The organism is Vibrio variabilis (genome assembly GCF_003263785.1).
GTDB classification, from domain to species: domain Bacteria; phylum Pseudomonadota; class Gammaproteobacteria; order Enterobacterales; family Vibrionaceae; genus Vibrio; species Vibrio variabilis.
Window position 1 is genome coordinate 16,059 of sequence record NZ_JYJK01000003.1, and the last position, 17,575, is coordinate 33,633.

Annotated in this window: 12 protein-coding genes, 5 pseudogenes, 1 riboswitch and 1 other annotated feature; of the genes and pseudogenes, 12 read left to right on the top strand and 5 right to left on the bottom strand. The window is 45.5% G+C overall.

All coding sequences use genetic code 11. The annotated features are described in order from the left end of the window. Positions 1-33 precede the first annotated feature (33 nt). Positions 34-1,143, bottom strand: coding sequence for a tRNA 2-thiouridine(34) synthase MnmA (gene mnmA / locus TZ48_RS00515; protein ID WP_112460464.1), 1,110 nt, complete (start codon positions 1,141-1,143; stop codon positions 34-36). Positions 1,144-1,393: 250 nt separating this feature from the next. On the opposite strand from mnmA, the gene TZ48_RS00520 reads away from it, so the two are divergent. Beyond that, positions 1,394-2,698 (top strand): inosine/guanosine kinase, encoded by a 1,305-nt coding sequence (locus TZ48_RS00520; protein WP_112477861.1) that lies wholly within the window; start codon positions 1,394-1,396, stop codon positions 2,696-2,698. A 52-nt stretch (positions 2,699-2,750) separates the two neighbouring features. Here the strand turns inward: TZ48_RS00520 and TZ48_RS00525 are convergent, their stop codons facing one another. Continuing rightward, complete coding sequence (locus TZ48_RS00525) at positions 2,751-3,158, bottom strand: H-NS family histone-like protein (protein ID WP_112477862.1); 408 nt, start codon at positions 3,156-3,158, stop codon at positions 2,751-2,753. Positions 3,159-3,719: 561 nt separating this feature from the next. Beyond that, a riboswitch (Lysine riboswitch) is annotated at positions 3,720-3,902 on the top strand. Positions 3,903-4,020: 118 nt separating this feature from the next. Here TZ48_RS00525 and TZ48_RS00530 point away from each other — a divergent pair. The 9 genes and pseudogenes from TZ48_RS00530 to hisIE all read left to right on the top strand — a co-directional run bounded on the left by TZ48_RS00530 (position 4,021) and on the right by hisIE (position 13,242). Further along, positions 4,021-5,621: pseudogene (locus TZ48_RS00530) on the top strand (Na+/H+ antiporter NhaC family protein). A gap of 230 nt (positions 5,622-5,851) precedes the next feature. After that, positions 5,852-5,988: a sequence feature (His leader region), on the top strand. Between the two features lie 42 nt (positions 5,989-6,030). Beyond that, complete coding sequence (gene hisG, locus TZ48_RS00535; protein WP_112477863.1) at positions 6,031-6,927, top strand: ATP phosphoribosyltransferase; 897 nt, start codon at positions 6,031-6,033, stop codon at positions 6,925-6,927. Between the two features lie 3 nt (positions 6,928-6,930). Next, positions 6,931-8,228, top strand: a pseudogene (hisD, locus tag TZ48_RS00540) (histidinol dehydrogenase). A 25-nt stretch (positions 8,229-8,253) separates the two neighbouring features. Further along, positions 8,254-9,306 (top strand): histidinol-phosphate transaminase, encoded by a 1,053-nt coding sequence (hisC, locus tag TZ48_RS00545; RefSeq protein ID WP_112477873.1) that lies wholly within the window; start codon positions 8,254-8,256, stop codon positions 9,304-9,306. A gap of 31 nt (positions 9,307-9,337) precedes the next feature. Beyond that, the gene (gene hisB / locus TZ48_RS00550; RefSeq protein ID WP_112477864.1) at positions 9,338-10,411 is read left to right on the top strand and encodes a bifunctional histidinol-phosphatase/imidazoleglycerol-phosphate dehydratase HisB; all 1,074 of its coding nucleotides are present in this window, start codon (positions 9,338-9,340) and stop codon (positions 10,409-10,411) included. Continuing rightward, positions 10,411-11,026 (top strand): annotated as a pseudogene (gene hisH, locus TZ48_RS00555) (imidazole glycerol phosphate synthase subunit HisH). The gene hisB and the pseudogene hisH overlap by 1 nt, the downstream one beginning before the upstream one ends. Positions 11,027-11,111: 85 nt before the next feature. Then, the gene (hisA, locus tag TZ48_RS00560; RefSeq protein WP_112460470.1) at positions 11,112-11,849 is read left to right on the top strand and encodes a 1-(5-phosphoribosyl)-5-[(5-phosphoribosylamino)methylideneamino]imidazole-4-carboxamide isomerase; all 738 of its coding nucleotides are present in this window, start codon (positions 11,112-11,114) and stop codon (positions 11,847-11,849) included. Continuing rightward, a complete protein-coding gene (gene hisF / locus TZ48_RS00565; protein ID WP_112460471.1) occupies positions 11,831-12,604 on the top strand; it encodes an imidazole glycerol phosphate synthase subunit HisF in 774 nt (257 codons plus the stop codon). Before hisA ends, hisF begins: the two co-directional genes overlap by 19 nt. Further along, the gene (hisIE, locus tag TZ48_RS00570; protein WP_112477865.1) at positions 12,601-13,242 is read left to right on the top strand and encodes a bifunctional phosphoribosyl-AMP cyclohydrolase/phosphoribosyl-ATP diphosphatase HisIE; all 642 of its coding nucleotides are present in this window, start codon (positions 12,601-12,603) and stop codon (positions 13,240-13,242) included. Before hisF ends, hisIE begins: the two co-directional genes overlap by 4 nt. A 72-nt stretch (positions 13,243-13,314) precedes the next feature. Here hisIE and TZ48_RS00575 read toward each other — a convergent pair whose 3' ends face one another. The 3 genes and pseudogenes from TZ48_RS00575 to TZ48_RS00585 all read right to left on the bottom strand — a co-directional run bounded on the left by TZ48_RS00575 (position 13,315) and on the right by TZ48_RS00585 (position 15,982). Continuing rightward, the gene (locus TZ48_RS00575) at positions 13,315-13,410 is read right to left on the bottom strand and encodes a MetS family NSS transporter small subunit (protein WP_112477866.1); all 96 of its coding nucleotides are present in this window, start codon (positions 13,408-13,410) and stop codon (positions 13,315-13,317) included. 2 nt (positions 13,411-13,412) lie between these two features. After that, a pseudogene (locus TZ48_RS00580) lies at positions 13,413-14,908 on the bottom strand (sodium-dependent transporter). Positions 14,909-15,379: 471 nt separating this feature from the next. Further along, complete coding sequence (locus TZ48_RS00585) at positions 15,380-15,982, bottom strand: outer membrane protein (RefSeq protein WP_239670622.1); 603 nt, start codon at positions 15,980-15,982, stop codon at positions 15,380-15,382. A gap of 156 nt (positions 15,983-16,138) precedes the next feature. Between TZ48_RS00585 and cydH the strand changes: the two genes are divergently transcribed. Continuing rightward, positions 16,139-16,231 (top strand): cytochrome bd-I oxidase subunit CydH, encoded by a 93-nt coding sequence (gene cydH, locus TZ48_RS00590; protein ID WP_112460475.1) that lies wholly within the window; start codon positions 16,139-16,141, stop codon positions 16,229-16,231. Positions 16,232-16,239: 8 nt separating this feature from the next. Next, positions 16,240-17,428: pseudogene (locus TZ48_RS00595) on the top strand (patatin-like phospholipase family protein). Positions 17,429-17,575: the final 147 nt, after the last annotated feature.

The following is a 17,575-nucleotide window of genomic DNA, read 5'->3' on the forward strand; positions in this document are numbered from 1 at the left end:
AGTTCTCCTAAGAAAATAATCTGCGAATTGTGTTTAGATGCGCTCTTCGATGATGCCGCCACCGAGACAAACATTGCCGCTGTAGAATACCGCAGATTGACCTGGGGTTACTGCGACTTGTGGCTCATCAAAGATCACTTTAATGTTTTCATCGTCGATAGGAATGATAGTACAAGGAATATCCTGTTGACGATAACGGGTTTTCACTGTGCATTGTAACGGCTGCGTGATCGCTTGACGATCGACCCAGTGTAGTTGCGAAGCGCGAAGTCCATTAGATTTTAGCAGTGGGTGATCAGCACCTTGTACCGCGATAAGGACATTACGTTTCAGGTCTTTCTCTGCAACGTACCAAGGCTCTTCGTTACCACCGCCGCCTTTTTGGCCGCCAATATGCAGGCCTTTACGTTGACCAAGCGTGTGGTACATAAGACCTTGGTGTTCACCGATTTCTTTGCCTTCAGGCGTTTCAATTTTACCCGGTTGTGCTGGCAAATAGCGAGACAAGAAGTCTGTAAATTTGCGCTCACCGATAAAACAAATACCCGTAGAGTCTTTTTTCTTGGCCGTAATCAGACCTTGCTCTTCAGCAATGCGTCGTACTTCAGGTTTCTCAAGCTCACCTACTGGGAACAAGCTGCGAGCAACTTGGTCGTGGCTTAGCGTATAAAGGAAGTAGCTTTGGTCTTTATTGCTGTCTAGGCCACGTAACATTTGTGGCGCTTCACCGTTCTCAGGGAAGGTGCGGCTTACATAGTGCCCCATGGCAATATAATCAGCATCTAGCACTTCATCTGCAAACTCTAAGAACGCTTTAAACTTGATTTCTTTGTTACAAAGAATGTCTGGGTTTGGCGTACGACCCGCTTTGTATTCGGCAAGGAAGTATTCGAAAACATTGTCCCAGTATTCAGCCGCAAAGTTGATCGTATGCAGGTGGATACCTAGCTTGTCACAAACCGCTTGTGCGTCGGCAAGATCTTCCGCTGCTGTGCAGTATTCCTCGTTATCATCTTCTTCCCAGTTCTTCATGAACAGGCCTTCTACTTGGTAGCCTTGCTGTTTCAGAAGATAGGCAGAAACAGAGGAGTCTACACCGCCGGACATCCCGACAATCACTTTCTTTTGGCTGTTATCAGACATGTATAAATACCACCTAATTAAATTGGACGCCGATTCTAGCAGAAACCAAACCAGCAATACAGTTCCGCGAACTGAATCACACTTTTATAAACACCTGAAGTGCGTCCTGATTGGGAGAAAAACAAGGCTTATGACAAAAAAATTGATACGTAAACGTTTGCTAAAATTGCGTATGTTGCCGAGGTAATCTATACAGAGGTAGAATCGCCGCCCTTAACCCTTCTTATTTACTTATGACGAAGACAACCGTATGAAATTCCCAGGCCAAAGAAAGTCAAAGCACTACTTCCCTGTCCATGAGCGAGATCTGCTAGTTAGCCAATCGCAGGTCAGTAAAAAAATGTCCCGCACGCACATCATTGGTATTGACCAAACATTAGTAGACATTGAAGCAAAAGTTGACAGCAGTGTGATCGATAAGTTTGGCCTAAGTAAAGGGCATTCGTTGGTGATTGATGACCAAGCGGCGGAAGCTTTATATAACGAGCTGAAGGAAAAAGAGCTGATCACTAATGAATACGCTGGTGGAACCATTGGTAATACTTTGCACAATTACTCTGTCTTAGCAGACGATAAATCGGTACTGCTTGGTGTTATGAGTGCTGATATTAAGATTGGTAGCTATGGTTACCGCTATCTTTGTAATACGTCTAGCCGAATGGATCTTAATTATCTTCAAGGTGTGGAAGGGGCAATTGGTCGCTGCTTTACCTTGATCACTGAAGATGGCGAGCGCACTTTTGCTATCAGTGAAGGGCAGATGAACCATCTTCGCGCAGACAGTATTCCTGAAAAAATCTTCAAAAAAGCGTCGGCTTTGGTTTTAACCGCGTATTTGGTGCGCTGTAAAGATGGCGACCCAATGCCAGAAGCAACGATGCAAGCCATTGAGTACGCCAAAAAATATAATGTTCCTGTTGTATTAACGCTCGGTACACGCTTTGTTATTCAGGACGATCCTGAATATTGGCGCGATTTCTTGAAACAGCATGTTTCTGTTGTTGCAATGAATGAAGATGAAGCGGAAGCGCTCACCGGTGAAAAAGATCCACTAGCCGCTTCAGATAAAGCGCTTGATTGGGTTGATTTGGTACTTTGTACTGCGGGTCCTGTCGGATTGTACATGGCGGGTTACACAGAAGATGCATCTAAACGTGAAACGAGTTTGCCTCTTTTACCTGGTTGTATTGCTGAATTTAATCGTTTTGAATTTAGTCGACCAGCGGTTAAAGATGCCTGTGATAATCCTATTAAAGTTTATTCACATATTGCGCCTTATATGGGCGGCCCAGAAAAGATTAAGAATACTAATGGTGCGGGTGATGCTGCGTTGTCTGCATTGCTACATGATATGGCAGCTAATAAATACCATAAAGAAAATGTGCCAAACTCAAGCAAGCACCAGCATACTTTCTTGACGTATTCATCGTTCTCACAAGTGTGTAAGTACTCGAACCGTGCAAGCTACGAAGTATTGGTTCAGCACTCACCACGCCTTTCTAGAGGTTTACCCGAAAGAGAAGACAGCCTTGAAGAGGCTTATTGGGAAAGATAAAAAAAGCGCCAATTATTGGCGCTTTTTTTATAAATGACTAAAGGGCTTTGAATTAAATTTCAAAGTCTTCTAGAGATTTGCCTGCGTCTAGTGCTGCTTGGATAACAGAAGGTGTACGACCTTGACCTGTCCAAGTTTTTTCTGCACCAGTTGCGTCTACATACTTATATTTAGCAGGACGTGGAGCACGCTTAGCTTTTGTTTTGCCTTTAGACTCACCAGAAAGCGCTGCAATAAGATCTTCAACGTCGATACCATCTTTAGCAATCATTTGTGCGTATTCGCTAAGTTTCGCTTCACGAGCTTCTTTTGCTGCACGCTCTTCTGCTTCCGCTTCTTGTCTTTCACCAACAACAGTGGTGAGTTTTTCTAGTGCTTCTTCCAGTTGCTCAAGAGTAAGTTCACGAGCAAATGCACGCAGGCTACGAATATTAAGTAGAGTTTTAGTTAATTCAGACATGACATTCCCATGAGTTATTTATTTGGTTTCGATTAATAATAAACATCAAATTTAAAATTGACAATATTTTCATCGTGTCAAAACAATAAAAATAAGAATTCTTACAAAAACTTGATAATTGATGATGATTAACGTGCTCAAAACCTGGCGCTCGGGAAAGATTGGCGCAATATTGATTCAATTGTGAATCTTTCTTCATAAAAGCCATTAAATTTTTGGACTTTGTTGCATATTGTACTAGAAGCTCGATTTGTAGAGTGTATCAATAGAGATAAAGTAATTATTCAACTTACAACTGATGTATTTATGACTGCAATGTCATTGAAGAGTTTATAAAACAATATGGATTACGTCGCATAAATCGCTAGTAGTGTGATTGAGCTTGCTAAAATGCATCGAGATAGCTTTGATACTGCGATGTTCACAAACAGAGTCAATTCTTTACCAAGTTGTAACATCATTCATGTTGCAATTGACGATTTCATAAGTACAATGGCTCGCACCTAATGCAAGAGAAAGCACATTATTTCACTCTAGTTGCTCTGACTAGTGAATGATTTCTCTTGATGTAGAGGCGCGATAATGATCAGTAACCATCGTTGGGGTGATACCAATGAACGGTGATGAAAGGCATTGTCGCCGAAGTGAGAAAGACCATCAATCTTCCTCGCTGGGGTTGTCTTCGAAAGGAACAACACTGCCATAGTCTATTATATTGTTAAACTATGGAGCGCTACTGTAGGGTTGGGTGAAGTGTTCGCTTCCCTTTCGCTTAGTTCAACGTTTGCGTCTGGACTTCTCGTCTATTGACGCATGTCTGCAGTAGATCTCTGACCATAATAAAAACTGGTTTTTGAAGATCATGAATTTAATCGATTTTGCTACATCACCATTATCACTGCTACCGCCGATCGTAGCATTGAGTTTGGCTATTATTACCCGTCGCGTTTTACTGTCTTTGGGTGTTGGTATCGTTTTGGGTGCCTTCTTACTCAATGACTATTCTGCAGTCAACGCTGCTGGTTATGTGTTCGACACCGTTTCTGGTGTGGTTATTGAAGATGGTGGCCTGAATACTTGGAATATGAGTATTGTTGGCTTCTTATTGCTATTGGGCATGATGACTGCGTTGCTGACGCTGTCAGGTGGCACTAAAGCTTTTGCTGAATGGGCGCAGGCTCGTGTGAAAAGCAAGCGTGGTTCAAAGCTACTGGCAGCATTTCTAGGCGTATTTATTTTCGTTGATGATTACTTTAACAGCCTAGCAGTCGGTGCGATCTCTCGTCCTGTTACTGACCGTTTCTACGTATCACGCGCGAAGCTCGCTTATATTCTTGACTCTACTGCCGCGCCAATGTGTGTGCTCATGCCAGCATCAAGCTGGGGTGCGTACATCATGACTATCGTTAGCGGTATCTTGGTCGCTCACGGTATTACAGAATACTCCGCAATTGGTGCTTACGTTCGCCTTATTCCGATGAACTTCTACGCGGTATTTGCTCTCTTGATGGTATTTGCCGTTGCTTGGTTCCAACTTGATGTGGGTCCAATGCGCAAGCATGAGCTGAACGCGAAACAAGGTCTTGGTTTCGACAAGGATAAAGAGAACGACGCAAAAGAAGCGCATGAACTGAATGAAGAGCTGGATATTAAAGAAAGCGATTTTGGTTCTGTTTCTGACCTAGTACTGCCTATCTTAGTTCTAATCGGCGCTATGATTGCTGCGATGATATACACCGGGGGCCAAGCTCTGGCTGCGGATGGTATTGCATTTAACTTACTTGGTGCATTTGAAAATACCGATGTAGGCACTTCGCTTATTTACGGTGGTTCTGCAGGTCTTCTAACGGCGGTATTTACGGTTGTTAAACAAAAACTGTCTGCTGCTGATATCGCAACGACCATGTGGATTGGTGCAAAATCCATGTTTGGCGCCATTCTTATTCTATTCTTTGCTTGGTCTATCGGTTCCGTTATCGGTGACATGAAGACAGGTGCGTACCTATCGTCAACAGTACAAGGCAACATCAATGTACATTGGCTACCAGTTATCCTGTTCCTGTTGTCTGGCCTGATGGCGTTCTCTACAGGTACATCTTGGGTACATTCGGCATCATGCTACCAATTGCAGGTGACATGGCAGGCGCAACAGATATTGCAATGATGCTGCCTATGTTAGGTGCGGTACTCGCGGGTTCTGTGTTCGGTGACCACTGTTCGCCAATTTCAGATACAACGATTCTCTCTTCAACGGGCGCACGTTGTAATCACATTGACCACGTATCGACGCAGTTGCCATACGCGCTATCTGTTGCGTTGGTATCATGTGTTGGCTTTATTACGCTTGGTATGACAACGTCAGTCGCGATTTCTTTTGCGGCGGCTACAGTGACGTTTATTGCTGTATGTTTCGTGCTGTCTGCACTTTCTAAGGCAAGAATGGCGAAAGAAGCAAACGTGTAAGCAAATCATTTGATTTCTCAAGGAGCCCAAAAATTGGGCTCCTTTTTTTTATTTATTGCTTAGGGACATCCCGTAAGGGCAGTTATTTCCATACTAATTAGCGAGTACAAAAAAAAATTAGCACGATCTGGAAAATAGGGGTTGAAAATCGGCATGAGCTTAGTTAGTGTGAGGGTACAGATACAAAGGAACCCAGTAATAAGTATGCAAAACTTTGATATGAAAATTCATCATCATTACCATCACCCAGCTTAGTCTTTCGGGAGATGTCTGCATACCCGAGAGCTAGGTAAAACTCTCGGAGGTTCGATTTAAGATTTAAAGAATGAAACCCTCGGGAGACCAAAACTCCCGAGGGTTTTTTTCGTTTTATAATTTCAAAATCAATAATTTGCACAGGGATACAGCAATGCAAACACAACGCCTAAGAATTGCGATTCAAAAAAAGGGTCGCCTAAGTAAAGAGAGCCAAGACCTGCTGAAAAAGTGTGGTGTTAAGTTCAACGTGATGGGTGAACGTCTTGTTGTACACTCACTAAATATGCCAATCGATCTTCTGCTTGTTCGAGATGATGACATCCCTGGCTTAATTATGGATGGCGTGGTGGATCTTGGCTTCATCGGTGAGAACGAACTGGAAGAAGTGCGCCTTGACCGTAAAGCACTGGGTGAGGCAAATGAGTTCAAAACACTTCGCCGTCTAGATTTTGGTGGTTGCCGCTTATCTATCGCCATTGATAAAGACGAGACCTATAACGGCCCTCAAGATCTTGCTGGTAAACGTATCGCCACCACCTACCCACAACTTCTTAAAGCGTACATGGATGAGCAAGGCGTCGACTTTAGTGCATGTATGCTAACTGGCTCTGTTGAGGTTGCGCCGCGTGCAGGCCTTGCGGACGCGATTGCAGACTTAGTTTCAACTGGGGCGACGCTTGAAGCGAACGGCCTAAAAGAGGCTGAAGTCATCTTCCGCTCGAAAGCGACACTTATTCAGCGTATGGGCGAGTTTGATGCTGACAAACTTGCACTTATCGACAAGCTTCTGACTCGTATGCAAGGTGTTCAACAGGCGAAAGAGTCTAAATACATCATGCTGCACGCGCCAGTTGAGAAATTAGAGCAAATTAAATCATTGCTTCCTGGTGCAGAAGACCCAACTGTCTTGCCACTATCGACAGATAAAGAGCGCGTAGCGGTTCACCTAGTGAGCACAGAGAACTTGTTCTGGGAAACGATGGAGCAGCTTAAAGAACTGGGTGCAAGCTCTATTCTTGTCCTTCCAATTGAGAAGATGATGGGGTAATCGATGAGAATGGTAGTTTGGCAACACTTAAGTCAATCTCAGCAAGAATCCGTGCTTGAGCGCCCGGCTATTACTGAAGGTGCAAACATTACGGCCGCCGTGACTGAGGTCATTAATCAAGTTCGTAGTGAAGGTGACAAAGCGCTGCTTGATCTTACTGAGAAGTTTGACCGCGTGCGTCCGGAATCGATTCGAGTTTCTGCTGAAGAGATTGAAGCGGCGTCTGGTCGCTTATCTGAGAAGATGAAGCAAGCACTTGAACAAGCCTATTCCAATATTGCTAAGTTTCACAAAGCGCAGCGCCCAGAAGCTCTGCGTGTGGAAACACAACCAGGTGTAGTTTGTGAGCAGGTGACTCGACCTATCAATAAAGTCGGTCTCTACATTCCAGGTGGCAGTGCACCGCTTCCATCGACGGTATTAATGCTTGGCGTACCAGCGCAGATTGCAGGATGTCGTAAAGTGGTACTTTGTTCGCCTCCGCCAATTGCAGATGAGATTTTGTACGTTGCTAAGCTATGCAAAATCGACGAAGTGTACAATGTCGGTGGCGGCCAAGCTGTTGCCGCTATGGCGTACGGTACCGAGACCGTGTCTAAAGTCGATAAGATCTTTGGTCCTGGTAACGCTTATGTGACCGAAGCGAAGCGTCAAGTGAGTAATGACTTCCGTGGCGCGGCGATTGACATGCCAGCAGGCCCTTCAGAAGTTCTTGTTATCGCGGATGAAACGGCGGATCCAGATTTCGTAGCATCGGATCTATTGAGCCAAGCTGAGCACGGCCCAGATTCTCAAGTAGTACTGGTGACCCCATCACCAATCATTGCCGACCAAGTCACAGAAGCGGTGAAGCGACAACTCAAGCAACTATCTCGTGCTGACATCGCTGAAAAAGCATTGGGTTCTAGCTTAATTATCATTGCAGAGTCGCTGACGCAATGTGTTTCGATTTCCAACTACTATGGCCCAGAACACCTGATTGTTCAGACTAAAAGCCACGTGAGCTTTTGCCTCTGCTGGACAATGCTGGTTCTATTTTCTTAGGTGACTGGTCTCCTGAGTCTGCAGGTGATTACGCATCAGGCACTAACCACGTTTTGCCGACCTATGGCTACACTCGCACCTACTCAAGCCTCGGCTTGGCGGACTTTTCAAAGCGCATGACGGTTCAAGAGTTAAGTGCTGATGGCTTACTAGGTTTGGCACCTACCGTTGTGACTATGGCGGAAGCTGAAGGCCTAGACGCCCACAAACGTGCTGTGACGATTCGTGTAGAGAAGCTCAACGCGCAAAAAGCCTAGTTTGGAGAGTACTGGAGAGTGGATGATGGAAAAACTAGCTCGTAAACAAGTTCAACAATTGACGCCTTATTTGTCTGCGCGTCGAATCGGCGGTAGTGGTGATATTTGGCTGAACGCCAACGAATCGCCGTTCAACAATGAATACAAAACTGACTTTGCTCGCCTTAATCGCTACAGCGAATGTCAGCCAAAGCAGCTTATTGAAGCCTACGCCAATTATGCAGGTGTTAAGCCAGAGCAAACGCTAACATCACGTGGCGCCGATGAAGGCATTGAACTGCTGATTCGTGCTTTCTGTGAGCCTGGCGAAGACAGCATTCTCTACTGTCCGCCGACTTATGGCATGTATGCCATCAGCGCAGAAACCATTGGTGTCGAGCGCAAAACCGTGCCGTTAACCGCAGATTGGCAGCTCAATCTCCCAGAGATTGAAGCAAACCTAGATGGCGTTAAGCTGGTGTTCGTTTGTAGCCCAAATAACCCGACAGGCAACTTAGTTAACCGAGAAGACATCGTCTCTCTTCTTGAGATGACTAAAGACAAGGCCATCGTGGTCATGGACGAAGCATATATCGACTTCTGTCCTGAAGCGTCAACGGTTGATCTTCTGGCTAAATACCCAAACCTCGCGATTTTGCGCACACTGTCAAAAGCATTTGCACTAGCGGGTCTTCGTTGCGGTTTCACATTGGCGAATGAAGAACTCATCAACGTGTTACTTAAAGTAATTGCACCATATCCCGTGCCAATTCCTGTTGCCGAAATTGCGCAGCAGGCGCTTTCTGAACAAGGTTTAGCTCGCGCTAAGTTCCAAGTGTTGGATCTCAACGCCAATCGCGCGTATTTGCAGGCCGGTTTATCAACGATTTCCGGCGTGACGGTATTTGAAGGCTGGGGTAACTATTTGTTGGTCAAATTTGACAACGGTGATGCGCTATTTAAAGCCGCATGGGACACCGGCATTATTTTGCGTAATTCACCCATCGAAAATTGTGTACGTATCAGTGTGGGAAATCGCGATGAGTGTGAAAAAACTTTGGCATTCATCCGCAACCAATTAGAACAAAGTGCCGCTTAAGCACTGGTGCAATAGAAAAAGGATTTATAGAGTGAGCAACCAACAGAAAATTTTATTTATTGACCGCGACGGCACGTTAATTGTCGAGCCGCCAGTGGACTTTCAAGTTGACCGTCTAGACAAGTTGAAACTTGAGCCATACGTCATTCCAAGCCTACTAGCACTGCAAGATGCAGGCTACCGCCTAGTGATGGTGACCAACCAAGATGGTCTGGGTACTGACAGTTACCCACAAGCTGACTTCGATGCTCCGCATAACATGATGATGGAGATCTTTGAGTCTCAAGGCGTTAAGTTTGATGATGTGCTGATTTGCCCGCACTTTGACGAAGACAACTGCTCGTGCCGCAAGCCTAAGCTAGGGCTTGTTAAAGAGTATCTACAAAGCGGCAAGGTAGACTTCAAAACCTCAGCAGTGATTGGCGATCGTCAAACGGATCTTCAACTTGCGGAGAACATGGCGATTCGCGGTATTCAGTACAACCCTGAAACCATGGGCTGGAAGCAGATCCTAAAAGATCTCACTGTGAAAGCCCGTACAGCGGAAGTGGTACGCACCACGAAAGAAACCGACATCAAAGTGTTCGTAAATCTTGATGAAGCAGGTGGTAACGAAATTTCTACCGGTATGGGTTTCTTCGACCACATGCTGGATCAAATTGCCACACACGGCGGCTTCCAGATGAAGTGTCTTGTGAAAGGCGATCTGCACATTGATGATCACCACACTATTGAAGATACGGCACTGGCATTAGGCCAAGCGCTAAAAGAGGCACTTGGTGACAAGCGCGGTATTGGCCGTTTTGGTTTCAGCCTGCCAATGGACGAGTGTCTGGCGCAGTGTGGTTTGGATCTGTCTGGCCGCCCTTATCTTAAGTTTGATGCGCAGTTCTCTCGTGAGCAAGTGGGTGACCTGTCGACAGAAATGGTCGTACACTTCTTCCGTTCACTGACAGATACGCTAGCGTGTACGCTGCACCTGTCTTCTTCTGGCGACAACGACCATCACATCATTGAGAGTCTCTTTAAGGCGTTTGGCCGCACACTTCGTCAAGCGATCAAAGTGGAAGGCAATGAGCTACCAAGCAGTAAAGGAGTCTTGTAATGACCACCCAGAATGTTGTCATTATCGATACTGCTGCGCCAACGTTTCTTCGGTTAAGTTTGCGATTGAGCGTCTGGGCTATCAAGTCGTTATCTCCAAAGAGCCAGAAGTGGTTTTAGCGGCAGATAAACTGTTTTTGCCAGGCGTCGGCACGGCTAGTGAAGCAATGAAAAACCTCGAAGAGCGTAATCTCATCGAGCTAGTTAAACAGGTTGAAAAGCCTGTACTTGGTATCTGTCTTGGCATGCAGCTGCTTGGTAAGCTTTCTCAAGAGAAAGGCCAAAAGGCCGATGAGCTTGTAGAATGTCTAGGTCTATGTGAAGGCGAAGTAAGACGTCTAGAAACAGGTGACTTGCCACTGCCGCACATGGGCTGGAATACCGTGACAGCGACTCCGGGAAACCCACTTTTTGCCGGTATTGAAGAGGGCGAGTACTTCTACTTTGTCCATAGCTTCGGTATGCCAGTGGGCGACTACACTATCGCGGAGTGTGATTACGGAAACCCGTTTAGCGCAGCGATTCAGAGCGGTAACTACTATGGCGTTCAGTTCCACCCAGAACGCTCTTCGAAAGCAGGTTCAAGCTGATTCAGAACTTCTTAGAACTGGTATAACGCCGCTTTTGCCAAGCAAGTGCTTTGCATTAAATAGAACAGATATATGACGCCTCACAAGGCAGTGAGGCTAAAGGATTGAAACGTGATTATTCCTGCATTAGACCTTATTGAAGGACAAGTAGTGCGTCTTTACCAAGGCGACTATGGCCAAGTGACCGAGTACAAAGTGGATCCTGTTGAGCAGTTCAACTTGTACCACCAAGCGGGTGCAAACTGGCTGCACCTTGTAGATCTGACCGGTGCTAAAGATACGACGGCACGCCAGCTCGATCTTATCGCGAAATTGCTCGCGGGTACGCCGGCTAACATTCAAATTGGCGGCGGCGTGCGAAGTGAACAAGATGTTGTCGACCTGCTTGAAGCGGGTGCGCAGCGCGTCGTGGTGGGCTCTACGGCCGTGAAACAGCCTGAGCTAGTTAAGGGCTGGATGGAAAAATACGGTGCTGAGCGTATTGTGCTTGCGCTGGATATTAATATCGATGAGAACGGTACTCGAAAAGTGGCGATCTCTGGTTGGCAAGAAGACTCTGGCGTCACTATTGAAGCACTGATTGATGATTACCTAACAGTGGGTCTTAAGCATGTATTGTGCACGGATATTTCTCGTGATGGCACGCTAGCGGGCAGCAATGTTGAGCTATACGTTGACCTATGTAAGCAATACCCACAGGTTCAGTTCCAATCATCGGGCGGCATTGGCAGTCTAGCGGATATTGAAGCGCTGAAAGGCACTGGCGTATCGGGTGTGATTGTTGGCCGTGCTCTATTGGACGGTAAGTTCACCGCAGAGGAGGCATTCCAATGCTGGCTAAGCGAATAATTCCTTGTTTGGACGTCCGTGACGGACAAGTGGTTAAAGGCGTTCAGTTTCGCAACCACGAGATCATTGGTGACATCGTACCGTTAGCCGCTCGCTACGCGGAAGAGGGCGCTGATGAGCTGGTTTTTTATGACATCACCGCATCTAGCGATGGCCGCGTGGTTGATAAAAGCTGGGTCGCGCGTGTTGCGGAAGTGATTGATATCCCTTTCTGTGTTGCTGGTGGTATTAAATCGGCAGAAGACGCGGCGCGCATTCTTGAGTTTGGCGCTGATAAAGTGTCCATCAACTCTCCAGCGCTTGCTAACCCTGAGCTTATTACCGATTTAGCTGATAAGTTTGGTGTGCAGTGTATCGTTGTGGGTATCGACTCATATTTCGATAAAGAAACGGGCAAGTATCAGGTTTACCAGTTTACGGGCGATGAAGCGCGCACTAAAGCGACTAAATGGGAAACTCGTGATTGGGTTCAGGAAGTACAAAAGCGCGGTGCGGGTGAAATCGTTCTGAATATGATGAACCAAGATGGCGTTCGCAATGGCTACGATATTGAGCAGCTCAATATGGTGCGCGAGGTGTGTAACGTACCGCTTATCGCATCAGGTGGTGCGGGTGCTATGGAGCATTTTGCAGAAGCCTACAAAAAAACTAACGTTGATGGCGCACTGGCGGCATCGGTATTCCACAAGCAGATCATCAATATTGGTGAGCTAAAGCAGTATTTGAAACAACAAGGTGTGGAGATCAGATTATGAGCCAAACAGCCGTTCTTGCAGAAAATAGCCCATTAACACAGCGTATCGACTGGGAAAAAGTAGACGGTATGGTTCCAGCGATCGTCCAAGACTTTCAGTCTAGCCAAGTTCTTATGATGGGTTACATGAACCCAGCAGCGCTTGAAAAAACGTTGGATACCGAGCAAGTGACGTTCTTTTCACGCACCAAATCTCGCCTTTGGACTAAGGGTGAAACGTCAGGAAATGTCCTTCAGTTAAAGAACATTTCTTTGGATTGCGATAATGACACCTTGCTAGTCAAGGTCGATCCAATCGGCCCTACGTGCCACACCGGTACGACAACGTGTTTTGATGGCGATCCTCAAGAGGAGTCGCAAATGGTGTGGCTTCATCAGCTTGAGCAACTTCTTGCCGCTCGAAAAGATGCGGATCCGGAATCTTCTTATACCGCGAGCCTCTATGCCCGCGGCACCAAGCGTATATCGCAAAAAGTGGGCGAAGAAGGCGTTGAAGTCGCGCTTGCGGCAACGTCGGGTGACAAGGATGAGCTAGTGTGTGAATCTGCCGATCTTATCTATCACTTGATGGTGCTGTTACAAGACCAAGGCTTGTCGATGAATGATGTGGTAAACAAGCTTAAAGAGCGTCATAAGTAGCAACTTTAAAGACCAATCAAAAAGGCCAGCGATTCATTCATCGCTGGCCTTTTAACTATTAATGCTTATCCATTACTGTTTACTCATAGCCTTTCGAATACAGTAGGACGCGCCGCCCCAAGTAATGCCGAGGCCTAAAATCATCATAAAGATTGCACTTGCGGTCATGACTACGCTCCTTGCTTTTTAATTTGCTTCGATGTTGTGTTGCTGCTAGTGATGTTAATGACAATGCCAACAACAGCGAGAAGTGCCATTAATCCCCAGCCTAAAAGCAGTAGATCAGATTGTGCATAGCCACCGTAGCCCTCGGAAATGAGAGTGGCAAATTTGGTCGCAACAATGATGGCTAAAATCACTGGCGTGATAAAGCGAAGGCAAACGTCAAACCAAGTGCCGATAGTAAAATCAGAGATCTTATTCACGTAGTCACGTACATCGGCGATCTTGAGTAGCCATGCCATTAGGACGATTTCAATTAGGCAACTGGTAACAATGCCTACGTTGTTGGCAAAGTGATCGACAAGGTCTAGCAACAGCAAGCCGCCATTGGTAGCAAACGCCATCGAGATAATAAACCCACCACCACAGATAATGGTCGCAGCCTTGTTGCGACGCCATTTTAGCTTGTCAATGACAGCAGAAGTCACGGCTTCCATAATAGAGATGTGTGAGCTTAGTCCCGCGATCACCAAGCGAAGAAGAACAGTGGACCTAAGATGTAAGGCGCTGGAAGCAAGTTGATTGCAGCCGGCAAAGTGACAAATGCCAGACCGACACCAGCTGTAACCACTTCCGTCAGTGGCTTACCTTGTTCTTGTGCCATATAACCGAGTACGGAGAAGATCATGATACCTGCCAGAATTGAGAAGCCACAGTTAATCAGCACCGTCATAAAAGCGTTGTTGGTAATATCAGACTTCTCAGGAAGGTAGCTAGAGTAGGCAAGCATAATGGCAAAACCGATACTCAAGGTGAAGAAAATCTGTCCATACGCGGCTGCCCAAACTTTTACATCCCAAATCTTGGTAAAGTCGGGCTCAAACATGTAGTTAATACCGTTTAGAGCACCAGGAAGGAAAGCCATACGAGCGATAAGCAGCAGTACCATGATGAATAGAATTGGCATCATAATTTTTGCTGCACGTTCAATACCAGACTTCACGCCACCGGCAATAGCGGCATAGGTAATTGCCCAAGCTATCGCCATCGAACCGGCAATCTTCCATTGAATAGAACCCAGGCTCGTTGGTGAGTTGTCGCCGAGCTGCAAATATTCGCTAAAGAAGAAAGCGTTGGTGTCTGTTCCCCAGCTTTGAGTAAATGACATGCCAAAATAGGAAATGGCCCAGCCAATAACTGCGACGTAATAGACGGCAATGGTTGCGGCAACGCCAACTTGGAACCAACCTAACCATTCAAATTTAGAATGAATTTTTGCGAGGGTTTTGGGAGCCGATCCGCGGTATTTTTGACCCATGCTAAACTCAAGGATCATAAATGGAATACCTGCGGTGATCATGGCAAATAGGTAGGGAATAAAAAACGCACCCCCACCATTTTCATAGGCCATATATGGGAAGCGCCAAATGTTCCCCAAACCGATTGCGGATCCTACTGCCGCAAGTATGAATCCAGCTCTGGATCCCCACTGTTCACGTTTCATAGTGAATTCCTTTGTGTCATCTGTAATCTTGTGTCTGTCAAATTCAGAATAATTCACCAAGCAAAGTGTTTAGCATCAATTTTCATTCCTTCCAGAGGATAATGTTGAATTAAATTATTATGTTGAAGCAATATTTTTACATTGGTGGTAAATCTGGTCTTTCCTATTGGTAATAGTTATTTTTGAATGGATATATTGAAATAAATATCTACTCATTAAGAGGTAGATTAACGGTGCAAATTATTAATAGCAATAAAGTTTGTGTGGTTACTAGGTGGTGTGGATAGAGTTATAAGCTTCAATATATAGGTTTAGTATTGATATATCCTGTGGTGGCGAGTGCGAACAGCGACAGGCTACGGCAGTTAATATAAAACCTGGTGCAAAGGTCTAATTTTAGTAAATAGTACTTTGTTTTTAATATGTTACGCAATTGTGCTGTAAATGTGCGTTATCTCGATTGCAGGTTCGTCAAAATTTGACATTTAAACCAAGGTTCGTCTGCACTTGATTCATCCAACTGGTTTTAAACGCGATAAAACAGCTCTGATCATCAGTCGGCAGGTTACAAATAGACACGGAGTCATTACTGACTACCGTGCCTTGCCAGCGAAGCTGCCCATTTATGGCTAGGTTCTTGGTTAGGTAATATTCAACACCACCAAAGATGCTTGCTGCAAAACCTGTATGTGATTTTGTCCATTGCCCAGAGGTGTGAGAGGCGCCTAATCCGGCACCTATATAAGCTTGAGTATTTTCTCCGACCTGATATTCGGCACTGCTTTGAAATTGCAGATATTGGATAGTGGTATCAAGATTGAGCGTATCAAGTGATGAGTCTTGCCTTGAATAGAAAGCGCCCATTCTGCCATTTCGAAATGGGAACTCGACAGCTAATGCTAAGTTCGCTGAAGGGGAAATGTCATAGCTGGTGCCATCGGCGGTTTCTGCCGCGCCTCCCAACGAGTAGCCAATAAAAGGCGTCACCATAACGCTGGCGTTGCTGTTGATGCTAAATATCGCTGCGGTAAACATCATCGCTTTCGTCGTTAGTGCAACTCGGTATGAATGCATTTTCTTGCTCCTAAACAGAATATCTGTTTTTCAAATCACATTTCTTCTACTAGTTTTAATCATAGTGTGACCCTAACGCCATAATTTTTAGATGGTTATTTTAAGATTGTAAATATGTGTCACAATGGTAACTGAAATGTTACAAAAGGAGAGGTTATGGAGTACGATCTAAAGTTAGCACTCACCATCACAACTATTGCGTTTAGTACGATTATTGCTTTTGGTGCTATCGCTATCTTGTCAGTTTAGACAACGATATGGCGAACGCAGGCTTAGTAACCAATGCCCGCACCGTCATCGACTATCAACAATTTGGTAAATATGTAGACGGGAAAACGGCGTTAGTGGCACAAGGTGGAGGTCAACGTGGCATCTTCACCTCAGGTGTGCTCGACGCCTTTTTGTTGTCTAATTTCGACCCTTTTGATGAGTTTTACGGCACGTCAGCAGGGGCGTTAAACATCTGCGCATTCCTTTCCCGTCAAGCCGAACTTGGTAAGTCATTCATCCTCGACTTAACAACAGCCCCTGAGTTTTTTCATTTATTTTCGCTTTATGCGTCGTAAGCAATACCTCAACCTGAAATGGGCACTGGATAAGATTTGTGATTATCCATACAAACTCGATATCGATATGGGGCGACGAGTCGTGGGGCATCGGCGCGCTTTTGCGGCGACCACCGACGTGAATACGTTAAAAGATCACTATCTGCCCATGCTTCAAGAGGATTGGTACCAAGTTTTGATGGCCACCAGCGCCATTCCTACTTTGTTTGAAGGCACCGTCGCTCACCAAGGAAATGAGTTTATTGATGGGGGCGTTTCGGCTTCCATTCCTGTTCAAGAAGCATGGCGACAAGAGTGCCGCAGTATTATCGTTATTCGAACTGAGCAGTATGTTACTGAAGAGCCAAAGCTTGTTGAGGACGAACCTGTTGCCATAGAATCGCCCACTTGGTTTAGAGGTTCGTTGAATAACCTGCAACTTCAATGGCAGGATAAAGTCGATCAATGGTCAGGTGATTGGGGAGCGTTTTTTGAAAGTCGTAAGGTAAAAGCCAGCTCACTCAAGCACGCAGAACAACTTAAACTTCTTAATGGCGGCCGTTGGCTATTTGGATCCGGAGATATCTATCGTCTTAGCCACTGGTTTGGTGAACGCTTTGATTCAGGTCTTGCGGACATGCTGATGGTGCACTACCAGACGTATTCGTTAACCAGTGAATTTATAAAAAACCCTCCTGATGATTGCTTTATCTGGCAAATAGCGCCTGATCAACCATTAAAAACGTCCTCGCTTCTTAGTGATGTTGATGACATACTGCATGACTATCAAGTCGGTTTAGACGCCGGTTTCCGTTTTGTAGAAAACTATAATTTTGCAAAGCAACACAAAGCACTGACCAGTAGCAATAATGATCTTTGGCAACCACACCAAGCCAGCTAACCCATTTGGGTATTGACAAATTCGTAAGTTATTAATTGGTGCTAAATAAGTGCCATCTAACGCAACAAGCCATTAAAAACATTTGGTTAACAATTGAGCAGTTATACCGCAAACTGTGACGACCCCTGTGAGTGTAACTTGATACGT